This is a genomic window from Pseudomonas mosselii, from assembly GCF_005796105.1.
GTDB classification, from domain to species: Bacteria; Pseudomonadota; Gammaproteobacteria; order Pseudomonadales; family Pseudomonadaceae; genus Aquipseudomonas; species Aquipseudomonas mosselii_C.
In genome coordinates this window covers 137,000-154,622 of record NZ_VAUO01000002.1, presented here as the reverse complement: position 1 = coordinate 154,622, position 17,623 = coordinate 137,000, and the positions used below count along the sequence as shown (strand labels likewise).

Sequence of the window (17,623 nt, the reverse complement as noted above, 5' to 3'; positions counted from 1 at the left end):
AGCTTTCTCCCGTTTGAGACAATAATTTTTGTTCTGGTCTTGCAGAAGGCTTTGTTCTTTTATATGTCTTTATAAGATTTTATTGACGGCGCTGTATGTGTCCAGCTTGTTGAGTTTTCTTAAAGGTGTGCATGACTAACTAGCTACTTAAGAATCTTAAAGCCTTTTCTAGGAATTCCGAGCTGTATTGGAATACTGCCCCATGTCCGGCGTCCTCAAAAATAACCACCTCTGAGTTAGGGATGCGTTGTCCCATATCATGGCTAAGTTTGGTAGGGACCATGATATCGCTATCACCATTCACAATTAGTACAGGCATATGCAGCTTATTAAGCTCCGACCTTTCTTGCCTGGCCCAGAAATTTATGGCTCTGAGTTGATTGAAAAACGCGCGTGGTGTGGGCCCCTTATCGCGATTAAGAGTGCGTTGCTTTAGTCTAGCTAGAAACCCTTTGGCAGCAATTTTCCCATTCTTTGTTGATGTGAAGAAGAGATAAGTCTTGGGGTCTGTAAAAGTTAATAGCCCTTTTATCATTAATGGCCAGGTAACAGACCAAACCTTACCAATGCCGTCCCCGCCTGCAGGGCCGGTTCCTGCTAGGATTAGCTTCCCCACGAGCGATGGTGCTTTCAGCGCTATATCCTGCGCAACAAAACCCCCTAATGAAAAACCAAGCAGATTCACTTTCTCGAAGCCCATTGCACGGACTAAGGAAATTGTGTCGTCCGCCATTTCCGATACCGTTACTGGTGCTGTACCAGTAGATAGACCAATACCTTTATAGTCTATGGCGATTACTCGATGGTTTAGTGACAAGCCATTTAACAAGTTTGGGTCGAAATTATCTAGGGTAGCGCCCCAATGGTTGAGCAGGAGAATTGGAGGTGCATCATTCTTGCCCAGCTCTCGATAGGCGAATGTGATTCCATCGACTAATATTGATTTGTTGAGTGCGCTATCAAATGAGAAACTATAATCTTGCCGCATACTTGAACTCCTTGTGGCTGCACCTGGCCCTTAAATATGAATGCTAAGAGTCATGTTGGATTTGTATCTTTTGGTTGAGTGAAGCGGGCGCTCTAATGAAATTCGAGAAATGCTTTGTTGCCCCCTGTGTCTTGCAGGAGGCATAAAATATAAAGTGGATGTTATCTATGCTTTCGCTTTATAACGCTCGGCGGCATGTGACTGCCGAATGTCGGAAAGTAGCCCTTGACGTGCTTGATCAAGCCGATCCCATCTGACTTCTTCGTGTAGCGGTGGGATGGTTACGAGCTCACCTCGATCAAAGCCGATGAGGGCAGCATCGACCAGCTCTTCAACATCCATTACTTCAGCGATTGAATTAATATCAATTCCCGCGCGCTCCCAGATTTCTGTACGTGTAGCAGCCGGTATAACCGCCTGGACATATACGCCCTTAGGTGATAATTCCAGGCTTAGACCCTGAGACAGATATAGAACGAACGCTTTTGTCGCGCCGTAAATCGACATCCCGAACTCCGGTGCAAATCCTACCACTGAACCTAGGTTGACGATTGCCCCTGCTCCTGCTTGCGAGAAGCGCGGTGCTACTGCTGCGGCCAAACGTGTGGGGGCGGTTACATTGAGTGAGATTAGCTGCTCAATATCAGCAGGACTCTGCTTGGTAAAAGCTCCTGACTGAGCTATACCTGCATTGTTGATTAGAATTCCGATTTTCTCGTCCTCTCGCAAACGAGTTTCAACGGCTGAAAGATCTGTGCTATCAGTCAAATCAGCCTGATGTACTTGGACGTTGACGTAATTATCCTTTCGCAGCTGTTCAGCCAGGCTTTCGAGCCTGGCTTTATCCCTCGCGACAAGTACGAGGTCATGCCCGCGACTAGCAAACCGTTTCGCGTATATAGACCCGATGCCAGTTGATGCGCCGGTAATAAGTACAGTTGGAAGCGTGTTCATTTTCATCCTCTAATTAAAGTGTTGACTATATAATGATTCACTGATCTTGTGTGGTGAGGGTTGGGTAGTCGGTATAGCCTTCAGCTCCGCCGCCATATAAAGTTTTTGGATCAATTGCCGCGAGTGGGTAGCCAGTCTTCAGTCGTTCCACGAGATCCGGGTTGCTGATGAAATAGCGGCCGAAGGCGAAGAGGTCTGCTTTATCTTCACTCAAGCTGCTAGTAGCCAGCTCTAGATCATATCCATTATTGGCAATGTAGGTCTGCTTGAATCGTTGGCGTAGTGATTCATAATTGAAGGGGCTGATATCGCGTGGCCCTCCTGTTGCACCCTCAACAACATGAATAAAAGCGATACCTAGTGCACTGAGTTGGTCAGCGATATAGTCATATTGAGATTGCGGATCGCTGCTGGAGACGTCGTTGGCAGGTGATACAGGTGAGATTCGAACACCAGTGCGTTCGGCACCGATCTCACCGGTAACGGCGGTTACAACTTCAAGCAAAAGACGCGCGCGGTTCTCAATGGATCCGCCGTAAGTATCTGTACGCTTGTTAACGCTGTCCTTGATGAACTGATCAATCAAGTAGCCGTTGGCTCCATGGATTTCCACTCCGTCAAAGCCCGCAGTAATAGCGTTCGCTGCTGCCTGGCGAAAATCATTCACGATGTGTGGCAGTTCGCTCAACTCAAGCGCGCGTGGGTTGCTAACGTCCGTGAACACACCATTAACAAAGGTTTTGGTCTGCGCGCGGATACCAGACGGTGCGACTGGTGCTGCGCCGCCAGGTTGCAGGTCAGTGTGTGAGACTCTGCCTACATGCCACAGTTGGGCAAAGATTCGTCCCCCTTTTGCATGTACAGCATCTGTGACCCTCCGCCACCCGTCGATTTGGTCTGCGGTGTACAGCCCAGGAGTGTCTTGGTATCCCTGGGCCTGAGGAGATATTTGAGTGGCCTCAGTAATGATCAGGCCGGCTGAAGCTCGCTGTGCGTAATAGTCCACTGTGAGCTGGCTGGGTGCTAGGCCTTTACCTGCGCGGTTACGTGTCAGAGGCGCCATGACGATGCGGTTAGCGAGTGTCAGATTGGCCAGGTTATATGGCTCGAAAAGCGGATTTAGCTGCATTTTGTGGATCTCAGGGGGTGTGAGAACATAATGATTACGCTCAACATCTAAATATGTCAATCCTTTGATGTCGACCATAATCAATGTATGATGTCCGTATTTCACACCACTCCTGGAGCAATGATGAAGGTCACCAAAAAGCAGGCGCAGGCAAACCGCGTGCACATAGTTGAGACGGCATCAGCCCTCTTCAAGGAGCGTGGCTATGACGGAATTGGAATCGCAGAGCTGATGGGGGCTGCTGGGTTTACTCAAGGTGGCTTCTATAAGCATTTCGAGTCTAAGGCTGATTTGATGGTGCAAGCGTCAGCCTGTGGTCTGACTAAATCAGCAAATCTTATGTCTGGCGCTTCATTAGTTGACTTCATCAATGCTTATCTATCGCGTGAGCATCGAGATCACCGAGCGTCAGGTTGTACACTTGCAGCCCTGTGCGGGGATGCTGCTCGCAAAGAAGTTGAAGTAAAGGCTACATTCGCTGATGGAATAGAGAGCCAGATTAAGGAGTTCCTAGATAGTGCCGCCCAGCAGGGCGAATCTGGGACAGTACAAATGCGTGCAAAGATCTTAGCTGCTATGGCTCAATCTATAGGGGCAATTGTAATGTCTCGCGCATGCCCAGACGACTCTCCACTTGCCGATGAAATTCTCATGACGTGTCGGGATGCACTGCTTCAATACCTCAGCAAGAACTAGGTAATGGGGTTCTAGCTGAGTAGATTCTCTTTGAAAAATGCGTTGAGTTTGATGATGAGATTTTTGGTTGCCTTAGGTGAGAATCCCATAGTTGCACCTTTTATAACGTCGGAGTCGTTATAGGAGAAAGGTACACCTGTTCTTGCATTAATTAGAAGTCCTGGGCTAATTTCTTCCACTTGGCAATTCACGGTTGACTGAGCCTCTGGGAAAAATTTTGCTGGAATAAGCGCGTCCCAGTCAAAAACATGATGCGCGTCATCGTACCGATGTAATGTTATATCAGCGTTGCGACTTTTAGCGCGATCACAAAATATTTGTGTTGCACTCGCAGGGTTGTAGTCATCCGCGTCGCCATGGTGAACGCTGATGGGCTTGCAGTCGAGTAAGTTGTCTTCGATGTAACGTGTGGTGCAGTTTGGATATAGCGCAACATATGCACGGAATGTTAGGCTTGTACAAAGGTGCATTCGCTGAAAGCGCTTCACTGATGCGTATAGAGCACCTTGCCCACCTCTTGAAAACCCCATAACAGCAATTTTAGATTTATCGATGGCATGCATTTTCGAGCAAAAATCAAGAGCGCTATACGCATCCATAATGCTTACCAAGCGCCCAAGGGCGTCTTGGTTGTCTCTTACACTGGTCAGTCCTCTCCCGGTGAAGCTATCGACTGCAAATGTCCCAATGCCAATTTTTTGTAGTCTTCTTACCCATTGATTTATCAGGGGCCCGCGACCACCAGAGCCGTGGAGTAAAATCACTAACGGACTTGGTTTTTTTTCGGGGAGTGGCAGCGTAAGTACGCCATCTATGATAGTTGGATGTGAGGCCGTGCCCCTTAAGAACTCACTGTCGCTCGGCGTATAGCTTTGGAAATACAACTTCACTATTTTCGTACCTGCTCATTGCATTTCTATTTCAGTGTGCGAGAGGCTTTTGGTTGGCCTCTCACACTTGGGCCCATGCCAAGGGCTTTACAATTTACGAGGCCATTGAGACTGCTGCTGTATTACCCTCTAGGCTACTTGCACTATTTAGCCTGGTGAGTTGCTCATGTGAGAGGTTGAAGGATAGTGCGCCAAGATTGTCAGCGAGTTGTTGCTCGGATCGAGGGCCGATGATGGGGACTCCTCCATGTGTGCATGCCCACGCAATAGCAACTTGGCCAGCACTTACATCGAGTTCTTTTGCGATATCTAGCACCGTGTCTAGGATCAGTGTCCGCTGTGCCGAGTTCTCTGCTTGGAAAACCTTTCCGCCAAAGCCTTCTGCTCGACCTTTTTCACCTTGCCTATATTTACCTGTCAGCATTCCACCGCCTAGAGGAGACCAAGTAACTACCCCCAGCCCTAGTGCATTTGACGCTTGAAGGAGATCAGCTTCTGGCTCCCGACGAACTAAGCTATGCTCAAACTGCGCTGCTGCAATCGGTAACGAATTTGTCAATTCAGCTAATGTAACTGCACGCGCGAGTTTCCAAGCTGGAAAGTTAGACAGACCTGCATAAAGAATTTTTCCATCGCGTGCCAAGTCCTCAAAACCCCTTATGATTTCTTCAAGGGGGGTTACCCCATCCGGATGATGTGCCCAATAAATATCGATGCGATCCGTTTTAAGGCGTTTTAGACTTGCCTCTACCGAGGTCACCATGGCCCGGCGACTGTTCCCTGTGGCTAAACGATCAGTGTTTGGCCCTGTACCATTCGTGAATTTTGTGGCCAGGACAAAACTATCGCGTCTTCCTGTTAGTAAAGTTCCGAGTAGCTCTTCTGATTGACCAAATTGATAAATGTCAGCTGTATCTATGAAGTTCCCGCCAGCTTCGGCGTACGCATTGAATATAGCTTTGCTAGACTCGTAGTCGGCACCATAGCCCCAGCCAGTACCAAAGTTTCCTGTGCCTAAAGCAAGCTCAGATACGCTGAGTCCCGTCTTTCCGAAAGCTTTATAGTTCATGTTGATCTCCAGGTGTTTGTGGTAGCGACTTGGTGGCTATCTGCTTTAAGTTAGTTTGTTTGCTATGGTTCTAGCATCAAACTGCGCCATATAATTTTGGACGGATCCTGTAATTTAGGGCGGGCGGAACTACTGTCAGTTTGAGATGATTCCTTTTTTGGTGAGGCCATGCCTCGGCCTGCTGAATCTTCGCTCTCTACAGATGTCGCAATATTTGGGTTTTCTGCTTTAGGTTCGCCAATAGGAGCAATTCCAGTCAGCTCTGATCGCTTCGTAATTGAGTGAGCTGACAAACTGTCCCCGATTTCAAATTCTGGGTGTTTAGAGCCCCTTGAGACTTTGCTATTCATGTCTAGTCCGAACCTAGTCGCCTGGGCCTTGGGGGGCTCGCTTTTAGGCGGCCTTACCCGGAACGGCTTAATGATGTCGCTCGAAATCTAAAATGTCAATTCTTAGATTTTGATCGACATCTAAGTCACCTCGCCAAGCGCTATGGTGTGTTTCACTGGGATCTGGCAGTGATGTGGGGGGTGTATAGAAGGTGAGTAATTATTGATTTTTAGAATGAATTCGTATGTATTTTTGGATTTATTAATCTATATTTTTGATTATTATCGCCGTCGACTGACCTAGTATCCAGCAAACCAACTGAACTCCCCGTTCAGGGCTCCTTGAAGGAAATTCTGAAGAATGCTTCGATAATCGATCGTCCCCGGAGGCCACTAGCTTTTTTCGACCTTTCGACCTTTCGACCTTTCGACCCTGCCGCCACGGCTATGTATTTGTCTTTATAACCAGAACGGCAGTCGTTAGGCACACGTGTGGGAGTGTGGGGCGGCTTGCAAGCATTAGGTATGTTGAGGCGGTTGTTGTGCTCGCACTGCTGCGTGGAGAGTGCTTGAAACTCGTGTAGACGGTCGTAGTTGTCCTGCCGTGCTTTGACCCTGGCCTCGCACTCATTCACCTGGGCGTCAAGTTTGTGGAGGCAATCCAGACCCTCTGGGGTCTGGGGGGGCAATGTGGCGGTAGTGGGTGCAGGCAGTCAGCAGTATCCCTAGGGCCAGGGTGAGCAATCGGGTCAACAATGTCTCGGCTCTTTCCAGTTCGAACGTGACGGTTTCTACTTCGAAATGCCATCTGCGTTCAGGTGGCGGGTCAAGCGCTGGTTGGCCTGCCGCCTGGCGAAATCTTGGACAGTCAAACTACGCCATAGGAGAACAGCAATGCTCACGTCGTCGCAGCTCATGTCACTGGCCCGTGGCGCGCACGAGGATCTGAAATCGTGGTCCAGCTTCGTGGCGCTGACGGAGTTTGTCTGGCAGAACACCACCCTGGTCTCGGATGCTGCCAAGTGGGAGTCTATTTGGTTCGAGATGGAGATCGTCAACGCACTCGCCTTGGCGCAGTGGGAGGAACAGGGCTCACCTTTGGATTGGCACGCGCGCTGGTGCGAAGGTTACCAAGCGGATGCTCAGGCCTTATCGTCTGAACTGACTCGCCTGATCGTCACGCAGGTAGCCAGCGAATAGTGTGTCGTGGTGGGTAGCCAGGCAACTGGCCAGAACGGATACGGTTGTGAGGAACGACCCGAGCAAGGTGCCCATGCCTGATAGGTGCGAATGGGCCGCAACGCGGCCCCGGTGATTTCAGGCTTCACTCCAGCTCTTTCAGCCGCTGTGCCGCCGGCTCGACAGCTCGCCCAGCCAATCCCACGCGCATATCGTTGCCACTAGGCTGTTGATACAGCCCCAGGCCGAACTCCGGCAGCACCGCCAGCAGGTAATCGAAGATATCGCCCTGGATGCGTTCGTAGTCGGCCCATACCGTGGTGGTGGTGAAGCAGTAGATCTCCAGCGGTACGCCTTCGGCGGTGGTTTGCATCTGTCGGACCATGCAGGTCATGCCCTTGTGTACCTCGGGGTGGTTCTTCAGGTAGGCCAGGGCGAAGGCGCGGAAGGTGCCGATGTTGGTCAGCTTGCGGCGGTTGGCCGAAAGCTCCGCCACCGGTCCCAGGGCTTGGTTCCATTCGTGCAGTTCCTGGCGCTTACCGGCCAGGTAGTCGCCCAGCAGGCGCACCTGGCCCAGGCGCTGCTCTTCATCGCGGGTCAGAAAGCGCACGCCGGTGGCATCGATGAACAGGCTGCGCTTGATCCGTCGCCCGCCGGATTGCTGCATGCCGCGATAGTTGCGAAATGACTCGCTCATCAGCCGCCAGGTAGGGATGGAGACGATGGTCTTGTCGAAGTTCTGCACCTTGACTGTATGCAGGGTGATGTCGACCACGTCGCCATCGGCACCGGCCTGGGGCATTTCGATCCAGTCGCCGACGTGCAGCATGTCGTTGCTGGTGAGCTGCACGCTGGCGACGAACGACAGCAGCGTGTCCTTGTACACCAACAACAGCACCGCCGACATGGCGCCCAGACCCGACAGCAGCAACAGCGGCGAGCGGTCGATTAGGGTGGCGACGATGACGATGGCGGCGAAGATCCACAGCATCATCTTGGCCAACTGCATGTAGCCCTTGATCGAGCGGGTGCGGGCGTGTTCGGTGCGCGCATAGATGTCCAGCAGCGCATCGAGCAGGCACGACAGGGCGCGGGTCATGAACAGTAGGGTGACCGCCAGCGCTGCGTTGCCGAGCAGGTGCTGCGTGGTGTTGGACAGCTCCGGCACCAGTTTCAGGCCCGATTGCACCACCAGCGACGGGGTGGTCTGGGCCAGGCGATGCAGCACCTTGTTGTGGCGCAGGTCTTCGAGCCAGCGCAGCGCGGGTTGGCGAGCCAGCAGGCGGCAGGCATGCAGCACCAGAAAGCGTGCCACGCGGCCGATCAATAGCGAGACCAGCAGCAGCACGCTCAGGCCGATGGCGGCGTGCAGCAGCGGGTGTTGGTCGAGGGTACCCCAGAGGTCGAAGGCATCGCGCGAGAATCGTTGCAGGTCCATAAGTCGTCAAAGCGGTCTGTGTTGCGGTACGAAGCCGCATTAGAGCGCGGATCGGCGCAAAGTTGCCAAAAGAAATTCGGTTCTGGCCACGGAAAACGTTACCCTATGCAACTTGAATTTTTCGCACTTGCCCGAGGTTACCCCCGTGTTTTCCCAATTCGCCCTGCACGAACGCCTGCTCAAAGCCGTGGCCGAGCTGAAATTTGTCGAGCCGACCCCGGTGCAGGCGGCGGCCATTCCCCTGGCCCTGCAAGGGCGTGACCTGCGGGTGACGGCGCAGACCGGCAGCGGCAAGACCGCAGCCTTCGTGCTGCCGATGCTCAACCGCCTGGTCGACCTGAGCGGACCGCGCGTGGAAATCCGCGCGCTGATCCTGCTGCCGACCCGCGAGCTGGCCCAGCAGACCCTCAAGCAGGTGCAACTGTTCTCGCAGTTCACCTACATCAAGTCGGGCCTGGTCACCGGCGGTGAGGACTTCAAGGAACAAGCCGCCATGCTGCGCAAGGTGCCGGACGTGCTGATCGGCACTCCGGGCCGCTTGCTCGAGCAGCTCAATGCCGGCAACCTCGACCTGTCCCACGTGCAGGTGCTGGTGCTCGACGAAGCCGACCGCATGCTCGACATGGGCTTTGCCGAAGACATGGAGCGCCTGTGCAAGGAGTGCGAGAACCGCGAGCAGACCTTGCTGTTCTCCGCCACCACCGGTGGTGCTGCGCTGCGCGACATCATTGGCAAGGTCCTCAAGGACCCCGAGCACCTGATGCTCAACAGCGTCTTGCAGTTGGCCGAAGGCACCCGCCAGCAGGTCATCACCGCCGACCACGATCAGCACAAGGAGCAGATCGTGCAGTGGTTGCTGGCCAACGAGACCTACCAGAAGGCGATCATCTTCACCAACTACCGTGCCTTGGCCGACCGCATCTACGGCCATTTGGTAGCCAAGGACGTCAAAGCCTTCGTGTTGCACGGTGACAAGGACCAGAAAGACCGCAAACTGGCCATCGACCGCTTCAAGGAAGGCGGCTCCAAGGTGCTGGTGGCCACTGACGTCGCCGCCCGCGGCTTGGACATCGACGGCCTGGACCTGGTGATCAACTTCGACATGCCGCGCAGCGGCGACGAGTACGTGCACCGTATCGGGCGTACTGGCCGCGCTGGTGGCGAGGGCTTGGCGATCTCGCTGATCACCCATAACGACTGGAACCTGATGTCGAGTATCGAGCGCTACCTCAAGCAGCAGTTCGAGCGCCGCGTCATCAAGGAGGTCAAGGGCACCTATAGCGGTCCGAAAAAGGTCAAGGCCTCGGGCAAGGCCGCTGGCACCAAGAAGAAAAAGGTCGAGAAGAAAACCGGCGAGAAGAAGGGCGCCGCCAAGCGCAAGCCGGCCGCCAAGCCGAAAGCCAAAGGTCCATTGGCCAGTGCCGATGGCCTTGCACCACTGAAAAAGCGCAAGCCAGCCGCTGAGTAACACCGCGCTCGATCAGGCCCGCCACTGCAACGGTGGCGGGTGCTTCTAGGCTTTCCCTGAACGTTGTAGGGCTTTTTCCAAGCTGTTCCAAAGCCCAGGTTGTTCAATGCCGCGCGCCGCGCCCAAGCGCTGGCCGACCCGACGCGATCAAAGATGGCATTGAAGAGCCCACGACTCGATAATCCCTGCTGGATCCCATTCGACTGCCGAGCCGTGCCAATGACCTATTCGATAAAAGGAGCCCGCCTATGAGCGAGGCCCGCAAGAATCCCGACGCCTTTGCCTTGCAGGTGATGCTGGGGCTGTGCCTGATTTGGGGCTGCCAGCAGGTTTTGATCAAGTCGGCGGCGATGGACATCGCGCCGGTGATGCAGGCGGCGTTTCGCAATGGTATTGCGGCTGTGCTGGTGGGGTTGCTGATCTGCTGGCGTGGCGGCTGGGAGCAGGTGGGCAGTACCTGGCGCGCGGGGCTGCTGGCCGGTGCGTTGTTCGGGCTGGAGTTCCTGTTCATCGCCGAGGGCCTGAAGTTGACCTCGGCGGCGCACATGTCGGTGTTTCTGTATACCGCGCCCATTTTCACTGCCCTGGGACTGCATGTGATGATGCCTAGCGAACGGCTGCGGCTGTTGCAGTGGCTGGGCATCGTACTGGCGTTCGGCGGTATCGCCCTGGCCTTCGCCGGAGGCGTGTCGTTCGAGCAATTGGACGGGCGCATGTTGCTCGGTGATGCTTTTGGCGTGCTCGCCGGGCTGGCCTGGGGGGCAACCACGGTGGTGGTGCGCGCTTCGAAGTTATCCGAAGCGCCAGCGACACTCACCCTGTTCTACCAGTTGGCCGTCGGTTTTGCCGGGTTGGTTCTGATTGCCTTGCTGAGCGGTCAGATCGGGCAGTTCACCCTCACGCCGCTGGCGGTGGGCAGCGTGCTGTTCCAGGGCGTGGTGGTGTCGTTCGTCAGCTACCTGACCTGGTTCTGGCTGCTGCGCAAATACCTAGCGTCCAACCTGGCAGTGTTCTCGTTTATTACCCCGCTGTTCGGCGTGACCTTCGGTGTGCTGTTGCTGGATGAGCCGCTAAGCCTGAATTTCGTGCTCGGCGCGGTGATGGTGCTGATCGGTGTGATCATGGTCAGCGCTGAACAGTGGGTGCGCCAGCAACTGCGCAAAGTGGTGGGTTAAGCCCTTTCATCAGCACCAGCACGCCGGCCACGCCCAGGCCCATGGCCGCGAGGATCAGCGCCGGTTGCAAGCCGCCGCTGACATGGCTGCTGACTGCCGCCAGCAGTGGGCCGCTCAGTTGGCCAAGGGCGAAGCATGCGGTGAGCAGACCGGCATTGCGTTGCGTGGCATGCGGCGCCAACTCCCGCGAGCGCTGCATCACCAGCTGCATGCAGGCCAGGAACGGCCCACCGCACAGCAGCACCCCCAGCGCTAGGCCCAGGCCATCGCCCAGCAGGCAGGCCAGCACGCCCAGGCCTTGCAGCCACAGGGTTGCGCTGAGCCAGGCTGCGGTACGACGTGGCCTACGCAGGCCAACCACCAGCACGCCGAGTGCTGCCGCCAGACCGAACGCTGGCCAGAACAGGTCGGCCTGCCATTGGCCGTGGAACTGATGGCTGGCCATCTGCGACAGGAACGTGGCGGGCAGGATATAGCCGATGCCATACAGTGCGTACACCAGGCCCAGGCGGCCAATCCCCGTACCACGGGTCGGACCTTGGTTGATCACGCCAGCACTGGGCTGCACGGCGCGCGGCAGCCACGGCAGCACCGCCAGCAGCATCACCAGCGCCGCCACGGCGTAGATCAACCACAGCGCCGACGAACCGAGCCCAAGCAGATGCGCCACCAACGCCAGCAGCCCTGTCAGCGCAATACCGGCACCGGGCCCGGCGAACACCAGGGCGCCCTGGCGTTGGCAGCCGTGTGCGTTGGCCAGTTGCTGGGTGAGACTGGTGATCATCACCAGTACCCAGGCGCTGGCGATGCCTGTGCCGAAACGCAGCAGCAGGTGGCTCCAGAATCCGTCGGCGGCTGCTGAGGCCAGGGTCAGCAGCACGCACAGCCATAGCCCCGCGTGCAGGCGCAAGCGTACTTGGCTGGGTTGACGGGCGAACATGCCGTCCACCGCGCCCAGAAAATAGCCTAGGTAGTTGGCTGCCGCGATCAGGCCGCCGGCGGTCAGGTCGAGCTGGCCTTCTGCGATCAGCCGGGGCAGTTGCGGGGTCAGGGCGAAACGCCCGATACCCATGGCCATCATCAAGGCCACGGCGCTGGCCAGCAGTTGGGCGAAGAGCGACATGCTGAGTCTCCTGCTCGAAAGGATGTGATGGCTGGCAGGTTAGGCGTGATTGACTTTCAGTAAAATTGAATAATGATGATCAAGTTGTTCTGTTTTGGAGAATCTCATGGAGTTCAGCCAGCTGCGTATTTTCCAGGCTGTAGCCGAAGAGGGCTCGGTCACGCGTGCCGCCGAGCGCCTGCATCGCGTGCCGTCGAACCTGTCCACACGCCTGCGACAGCTCGAAGAGCAGTTGGGCGTGGAGCTGTTCCTGCGCGAGCGCCAGCGCTTGCAGTTGTCGCCTGCCGGCAAGGTGCTGCTGGACTACGCCAACCGCCTGTCCGCGCTGCGCGACGAAGCGATGGCGGCGGTGCAGGGCGGCCAGCCGGCGGGGGACTTCGTGCTGGGCACTATGTACAGCACCGCCGCCATCCACCTGCCGGCGTTGCTGGCGCGCTATCACCAGGCCTACCCTGCGGTGAACCTGCAAGTGCAGGCCGCCCCAAGTGGCGAGCTGCTCGAAGGGTTGCTCAACCATACGCTCGATGCCGCGCTGGTGGACGGCCCGCCCAGCCTGGCCGGGCTCGATGGCGTGCCACTGTGCGACGAAACCCTGGTGCTGATCAGCAGCCCCGAACACCCGCCGGTGCGCACCGCCAAGGATGTCGCCGGCAAGGCGGTGTTCACCTTCCGCCAGGGCTGCTCGTACCGCATGCGCCTTGAAGCCTGGTACGCGCATGCGCACACGCCCATGGGGCGGGTGATGGAAATCGAGTCCTACCAGAGCATGCTGGCCTGTGTGATCGCAGGTGCGGGCGTGGCGTTGATGGCGCAATCGATGCTCGACAGCCTGCCAGGCCGTGACCGGGTGCGGGCGCATCGGTTGCAAGCCCCCTTCGATCAGGCGACGACCTGGCTGATGTGGCGCCAAGGCATGCGCGGGGCCAATCTGCAGGCCTGGATCGATCTGCAACAAAGCGAAACGATTAGCCGACCGTCGGAAGCTGCGGCCAGTGCTTGATCCGAGTCAAAATCATCCCTATGTGTAGAACAGGCGAATGCGCAATGCAGGACATAGGGCTATGATCTGTATGAAGCATCGCAGGATTGACTGACCGTGAGGCTGACCCGTCGAGGGGGCACTATGAACGAACGCATGTACAACTGGCTCCACGACCTCGCCGTCGCCTTGGGTTTGCTACCGCCACCCTTACAGCCGGTGCCAATCCCGACCGACGAAGAACAGCGTAAGCGCCAGCCGCGCCGCCGCTGATTCCACCGCAGCAAAAGGCCGGCGCATCGTGAAGATGCGCCGGCCTTTTGCGTTTTATCGGTGTTCTGATCGTTTCAGGCCAGGTTCACCGCCGCTGCTGGCTTGCGCGAAGCCAGGCTGACGAGCACGAAACTCACCAGGCCAATGGCCAGGCTGTAGTAAATCGGTGAGTTGGCGTCCAGGCCGTCCTTGAACATGAACAGCAGAGCGGTGGCAAAGCCCAACGACATGCTGGCGATGGCCCCGGCGGTGGTGGCGCGCTTCCAGAAAATCGCCCCGATCAGCGGGATCAGCATGCCGCCCACCAGCAGGTTATAGGCCAGGGTCAGGGCGCTGATCACATCGTTCACTGCCAGCGCGATGCCCAGTACCACCAAGCCGGTGAGCAGGGTGAACAGGCGATTGATGCCCAGGCTCGACTGCTTGCCGCCACGCAGCTTGGGCAGCAGGTCTTCGGTCAAGGTGGTCGAGGCGGCCAGCAGGCCTGCGCTGGCGGTCGACATCATCGCGGCCAGTGCGGCGGCCATCAGCAGGCCTCGCACGCCCTCGGGCAGTTGGCCCTTGATCATCTCGGCAAATGCGTTGTTGGGGTTGGCAAGATCCGGCATCAGCACGTGGGCGGCCATGCCGATCAAGGCGCAGGCCAGGCCGTACAGCACGCAATAGACGCCTGCGGTGGTACCGGCGCGCTGGCAGACTTTCTCGTCACGCGCGGTGAACACGCGCTGCCAGATGTCCTGGCCGATCAGGATGCCGAAGAAGTAGATCAGGAAGTAGGTGATGATGGTGTCCCAGCCGATGGTGGTCCAGCTGAAGCTGGACGCCGGCAGCTTGGCCACCAGCATGTCCCAGCCACCGGCCTTGTACAGGCACACCGGCAGCAGGATGAACATCAGGCCTACGGTCTTGATGATGAACTGGACGATGTCGGTCAGGGTCAGCGACCACATGCCACCGATGGTCGAGTACACCACCACCACGCCACCGCCGAACAGCAGCGCCATCCAGAACGGCACATCCAGCAGCACTTGCAGCACGGTGCCCATGGCCAGGGTCGAGGTCACCCCGATCATCAGCGCGTAGGCGAGCATGATCGCCGCGCTGGCCTGGCGTGCCATGGGGTTGTAGCGACGCTCCAGCACCTGGGTGACGGTGAAGATCTTCAGGCGCAGTAGCGGTTTGGCGAGGAACAGGTTCAGCGCGATGATGCCAAGGCCCAGGGCTGCGCACAGCCAGAAGCCGGAGATCCCATGCACATAGCCCAGGCGTACGGTGCCGACGGTGGAGGCACCGCCCAGCACGGTGGTGGCCATGGTGCCCATGTACAGGGTCGGGCCGAGGTTACGCCCGGCTACCAGGTAGTCTTCATGGGTCTTCGCGCGGCGCATGCCGTAGTAGCCCAGCCCGAGCATGCCGACGGCATAGATCAGTACAACGATGATGTCCAAGGCCATTGGGGGTCTCCCGATTATCTTTATTATGGCGAGATCAGCCGCCCAGGCGGCTCATGGCGCCCGGCGGTGCTGTCTTGTGTTGGCGGGCCTCAGTGGCCCTCCCGGATGGCTCCTGCCGGGGGTGAATCAATTCGTCGCAGAGATCTCTGTAGGAGCGGCCTTGTGCGCGATGGGCTGCTTAGCAGCCGCGGATTTCCTGTACCACCGCATGTGCAGAGGTTGGGGCTGCTGCGCAGCCCATCGCGCACGAGGCCGCTCCTACAAAAAACAGGGCTTCACTGCAATCAGCGGCGTACCACCCCTGGCAGCACGCAGAGCATTTCGAACAGCAGATTGGCCCCCAGCAGCGAGGTGTTGCCGGTGGTGTCATAAGGCGGGGAGACTTCGACCAGGTCACAGCCGATAAGGTCCAGGCCGTGGCAGCCGCGGATGATCTCCATCGCCTGGATGGTGGTCAAGCCGCCGATCTCCGGGGTGCCGGTGCCCGGTGCCCAGGCAGGGTCGATGCCGTCGATGTCGAACGACAGGTACACAGGGCCGCCACCGACCTTCTCGCGCACTTCGGCCATCAGTGGTTGCAACGACTTGTGCCAGCATTCTTCGGCCTGCACCACGCGAAAGCCCTGGCGGCGGCTCCAATTGAAGTCGTCGGCGGTATAGCCCTGGGCGCGCAGGCCGATCTGCACCACGCGGTCGCAATCGAGTAGGCCTTCTTCCACGGCGCGGCGGAAGGTGGTGCCGTGGGCGATCTTCTCGCCGAACATGTGGTCGTTGACGTCGGCGTGGGCATCGATGTGCACCAGGCCGATCTTGCCGTGCTTCTTGTGCAGGGCACGCAGGATGGGCAGGGTGATGGTGTGGTCGCCACCCAGGGTCATGGGGATGACGTTGTGTTCGAGGATCTCGTCGTAGGCTTCTTCGATGATGCGCACGGCGTCCAGCAGGTTGAAGGTGTTGATCGCCACGTCACCGATGTCGGCTACTGACAGCGAGTCGAACGGGGCGGCGCCGGTGGCCATGTTGTACGGGCGTATCATCACCGATTCGGCGCGGATCTGCCGAGGGCCGAAGCGAGTGCCTGAGCGCAGCGAGGTGCCGATGTCCAGCGGTACGCCGATGAACGCGGCGTCCAGGCCCTCAGCGCTTTGCAGGTGGGGCAGGCGAAGCATGGTGGCGATGCCGCCGAAACGCGGCATTTCGTTGCCGCCCAGTGGTTGGTGGAGAATCTTGTCCACGGTGGGCCTCATCAGTCGGTCGATTGTTCTGTTTGTTCGAACCTGTTCCGCCACACGCCTGAAAGACCAAGGATGCCGGCGAGCAGGGACATTTCGCCGCAGTCTGCGCAAGGTAGTGCGTGGGAAGAATCGCTACCGACAAAAACTTACTTCAGGATTTTATGAACTAACCGCGCCGGGGCGCGTTAGACTCTGGCCATTGCCATCCAGCGGACCCCTGATTCCATGGCCTCATCGCTGCCCGACCTGAAACTGCTGCGGATCTTCGCCAGCGTGGTGCGCCACCAGGGATTCGCTAATGCCCAGCGCGACCTGAACCTGTCCACCTCGGCCATCAGTACCTACATGAGCCAGTTGGAAAGCGCCTTGGGTATCGTGCTGTGCCACCGCGGCCGAGGCGGGTTCAGCCTGACCAGCAAGGGCGAGTTGTTCCATCAGGAAACCTTGCGCCTGCTGGGCGAGCTGGACGGCTTCGAGCAGTACGCCGCCGCGCTCAAGGGCGAGCTGCGCGGCACCCTCAACCTGGGGGTGATCGATTCCACCGTGGGCGACCGCGCCTTGCCGCTGGCCGAGGCCATTGGTGCCTATAGCCAGGAGCACCCGGCGGTGCACTTGCACCTGTCGGTCTCAAGCCCCTATGAGCTGCAACTGGGCGTGCAGGACAACCGCCTGGACCTGGCCATCGGCGCGTTTTCCTCGCGCATGAGTGGGTTGTTGTACCAGCCGCTTTACCGCGAGCAGCACTGGTTGTATTGCAGCAGCCGGCATCCGCTGTACGGCGAACGGCGTATCCCGGAGCCGGTGATCACCCAGCAGCGCATGGTCGGGCGGGGTTACTGGAGCCAGGCAGAGTTGGCCCGACACGGCTTCAAGCACAGCGCTGCGACCGTGGAAAGCATGGAGGCGCAGCTGATCCTGATCCTCTCTGGCGCCTACATCGGTTATTTGCCCGAGCACTACGCCCAGGCCTGGGTCGACAAAGGTGACTTGCGCGTGCTGTCGCCGGCCACTTTCGGTTATCAGGCGCCGTTCTCGCTCATCATTCGCCGCGGTCGCAGCCGCGAACCCTTGATCCAGACCTTCCGCGACCTGCTCAAGAGCCAGCTCAACGTCGGCTGAAATCGTGCAGGTCATCAGGCCGAGTGAATTTCCTGCAAAACTTGCTGCTGTCGTGCTGGCCTTCTGCTAAACCTCTACGTGGTTTGATGTTTTACCACTCATCTGGATCAGCAAGGGACCGCCAA

At 57.5% G+C, this 17,623-nt stretch carries 16 protein-coding genes; 7 read left to right on the top strand and 9 right to left on the bottom strand.

The window, feature by feature from the left end; all coding sequences use genetic code 11:
- Window positions 1-139: 139 nt before the first annotated feature.
- The 3 genes from FEM01_RS05625 to FEM01_RS05615 all read right to left on the bottom strand — a co-directional run bounded on the left by FEM01_RS05625 (window position 140) and on the right by FEM01_RS05615 (window position 3,071).
- Window positions 140-988 (bottom strand): alpha/beta fold hydrolase, encoded by an 849-nt coding sequence (locus tag FEM01_RS05625; RefSeq protein ID WP_138218308.1) that lies wholly within the window; start codon window positions 986-988, stop codon window positions 140-142.
- 165 nt (window positions 989-1,153) lie between these two features.
- Complete coding sequence (locus tag FEM01_RS05620; protein WP_138218307.1) at window positions 1,154-1,942, bottom strand: SDR family NAD(P)-dependent oxidoreductase; 789 nt, start codon at window positions 1,940-1,942, stop codon at window positions 1,154-1,156.
- A 37-nt stretch (window positions 1,943-1,979) separates the two neighbouring features.
- Entirely contained in the window at window positions 1,980-3,071 is a 1,092-nt protein-coding gene (locus tag FEM01_RS05615) for an alkene reductase (RefSeq protein ID WP_138219104.1), read from the bottom strand.
- A 123-nt stretch (window positions 3,072-3,194) separates the two neighbouring features.
- Here FEM01_RS05615 and FEM01_RS05610 point away from each other — a divergent pair, with 123 nt between their 5' ends.
- The gene (locus FEM01_RS05610) at window positions 3,195-3,767 is read left to right on the top strand and encodes a TetR/AcrR family transcriptional regulator (RefSeq protein ID WP_138218306.1); all 573 of its coding nucleotides are present in this window, start codon (window positions 3,195-3,197) and stop codon (window positions 3,765-3,767) included.
- 11 nt (window positions 3,768-3,778) lie between these two features.
- Here the strand turns inward: FEM01_RS05610 and FEM01_RS05605 are convergent, their stop codons facing one another.
- Entirely contained in the window at window positions 3,779-4,657 is an 879-nt protein-coding gene (locus FEM01_RS05605; RefSeq protein WP_171030911.1) for a dienelactone hydrolase family protein, read from the bottom strand.
- Between the two features lie 94 nt (window positions 4,658-4,751).
- Window positions 4,752-5,726, bottom strand: a complete 975-nt coding sequence (locus tag FEM01_RS05600) for an aldo/keto reductase (protein ID WP_138218304.1) — start codon at window positions 5,724-5,726, stop codon at window positions 4,752-4,754.
- Between the two features lie 1,223 nt (window positions 5,727-6,949).
- Here FEM01_RS05600 and FEM01_RS05590 point away from each other — a divergent pair.
- Entirely contained in the window at window positions 6,950-7,255 is a 306-nt protein-coding gene (locus tag FEM01_RS05590; protein WP_138218303.1) for a hypothetical protein, read from the top strand.
- Between the two features lie 124 nt (window positions 7,256-7,379).
- Here the strand turns inward: FEM01_RS05590 and FEM01_RS05585 are convergent, their stop codons facing one another.
- Window positions 7,380-8,672 carry a mechanosensitive ion channel family protein gene (locus FEM01_RS05585; protein WP_138218302.1) on the bottom strand — a complete coding sequence of 431 codons (1,293 nt, stop codon included), beginning with the start codon at window positions 8,670-8,672 and terminating at the stop codon, window positions 7,380-7,382.
- A 145-nt stretch (window positions 8,673-8,817) separates the two neighbouring features.
- On the opposite strand from FEM01_RS05585, the gene FEM01_RS05580 reads away from it, so the two are divergent.
- Window positions 8,818-10,140, top strand: a complete 1,323-nt coding sequence (locus FEM01_RS05580; RefSeq protein ID WP_138218301.1) for a DEAD/DEAH box helicase — start codon at window positions 8,818-8,820, stop codon at window positions 10,138-10,140.
- A gap of 248 nt (window positions 10,141-10,388) precedes the next feature.
- Window positions 10,389-11,315, top strand: coding sequence for a DMT family transporter (locus FEM01_RS05575; protein WP_138218300.1), 927 nt, complete (start codon window positions 10,389-10,391; stop codon window positions 11,313-11,315).
- Here FEM01_RS05575 and FEM01_RS05570 read toward each other — a convergent pair.
- Window positions 11,266-12,438 carry an MFS transporter gene (locus FEM01_RS05570; RefSeq protein ID WP_138218299.1) on the bottom strand — a complete coding sequence of 391 codons (1,173 nt, stop codon included), beginning with the start codon at window positions 12,436-12,438 and terminating at the stop codon, window positions 11,266-11,268. The genes FEM01_RS05575 and FEM01_RS05570 overlap by 50 nt on opposite strands.
- 106 nt (window positions 12,439-12,544) lie before the next feature.
- On the opposite strand from FEM01_RS05570, the gene ptrR reads away from it, so the two are divergent.
- Together ptrR and FEM01_RS24490 are read left to right on the top strand one after the other, a co-directional pair.
- Entirely contained in the window at window positions 12,545-13,438 is an 894-nt protein-coding gene (gene ptrR / locus FEM01_RS05565; RefSeq protein WP_138218298.1) for a putrescine utilization regulator PtrR, read from the top strand.
- A gap of 123 nt (window positions 13,439-13,561) precedes the next feature.
- Complete coding sequence (locus FEM01_RS24490) at window positions 13,562-13,690, top strand: PA1414 family protein (RefSeq protein WP_256206021.1); 129 nt, start codon at window positions 13,562-13,564, stop codon at window positions 13,688-13,690.
- A 74-nt stretch (window positions 13,691-13,764) separates the two neighbouring features.
- Here the strand turns inward: FEM01_RS24490 and FEM01_RS05560 are convergent, their stop codons facing one another.
- Complete coding sequence (locus FEM01_RS05560) at window positions 13,765-15,144, bottom strand: sodium:solute symporter (protein WP_138218297.1); 1,380 nt, start codon at window positions 15,142-15,144, stop codon at window positions 13,765-13,767.
- Window positions 15,145-15,428: 284 nt separating this feature from the next.
- A complete protein-coding gene (gene speB / locus FEM01_RS05555; protein WP_138218296.1) occupies window positions 15,429-16,379 on the bottom strand; it encodes an agmatinase in 951 nt (316 codons plus the stop codon).
- 225 nt (window positions 16,380-16,604) lie between these two features.
- On the opposite strand from speB, the gene FEM01_RS05550 reads away from it, so the two are divergent.
- Window positions 16,605-17,498: a LysR family transcriptional regulator gene (locus FEM01_RS05550; RefSeq protein ID WP_138218295.1), complete on the top strand. Its 894-nt coding sequence runs from the start codon at window positions 16,605-16,607 to the stop codon at window positions 17,496-17,498.
- Window positions 17,499-17,623: the final 125 nt, after the last annotated feature.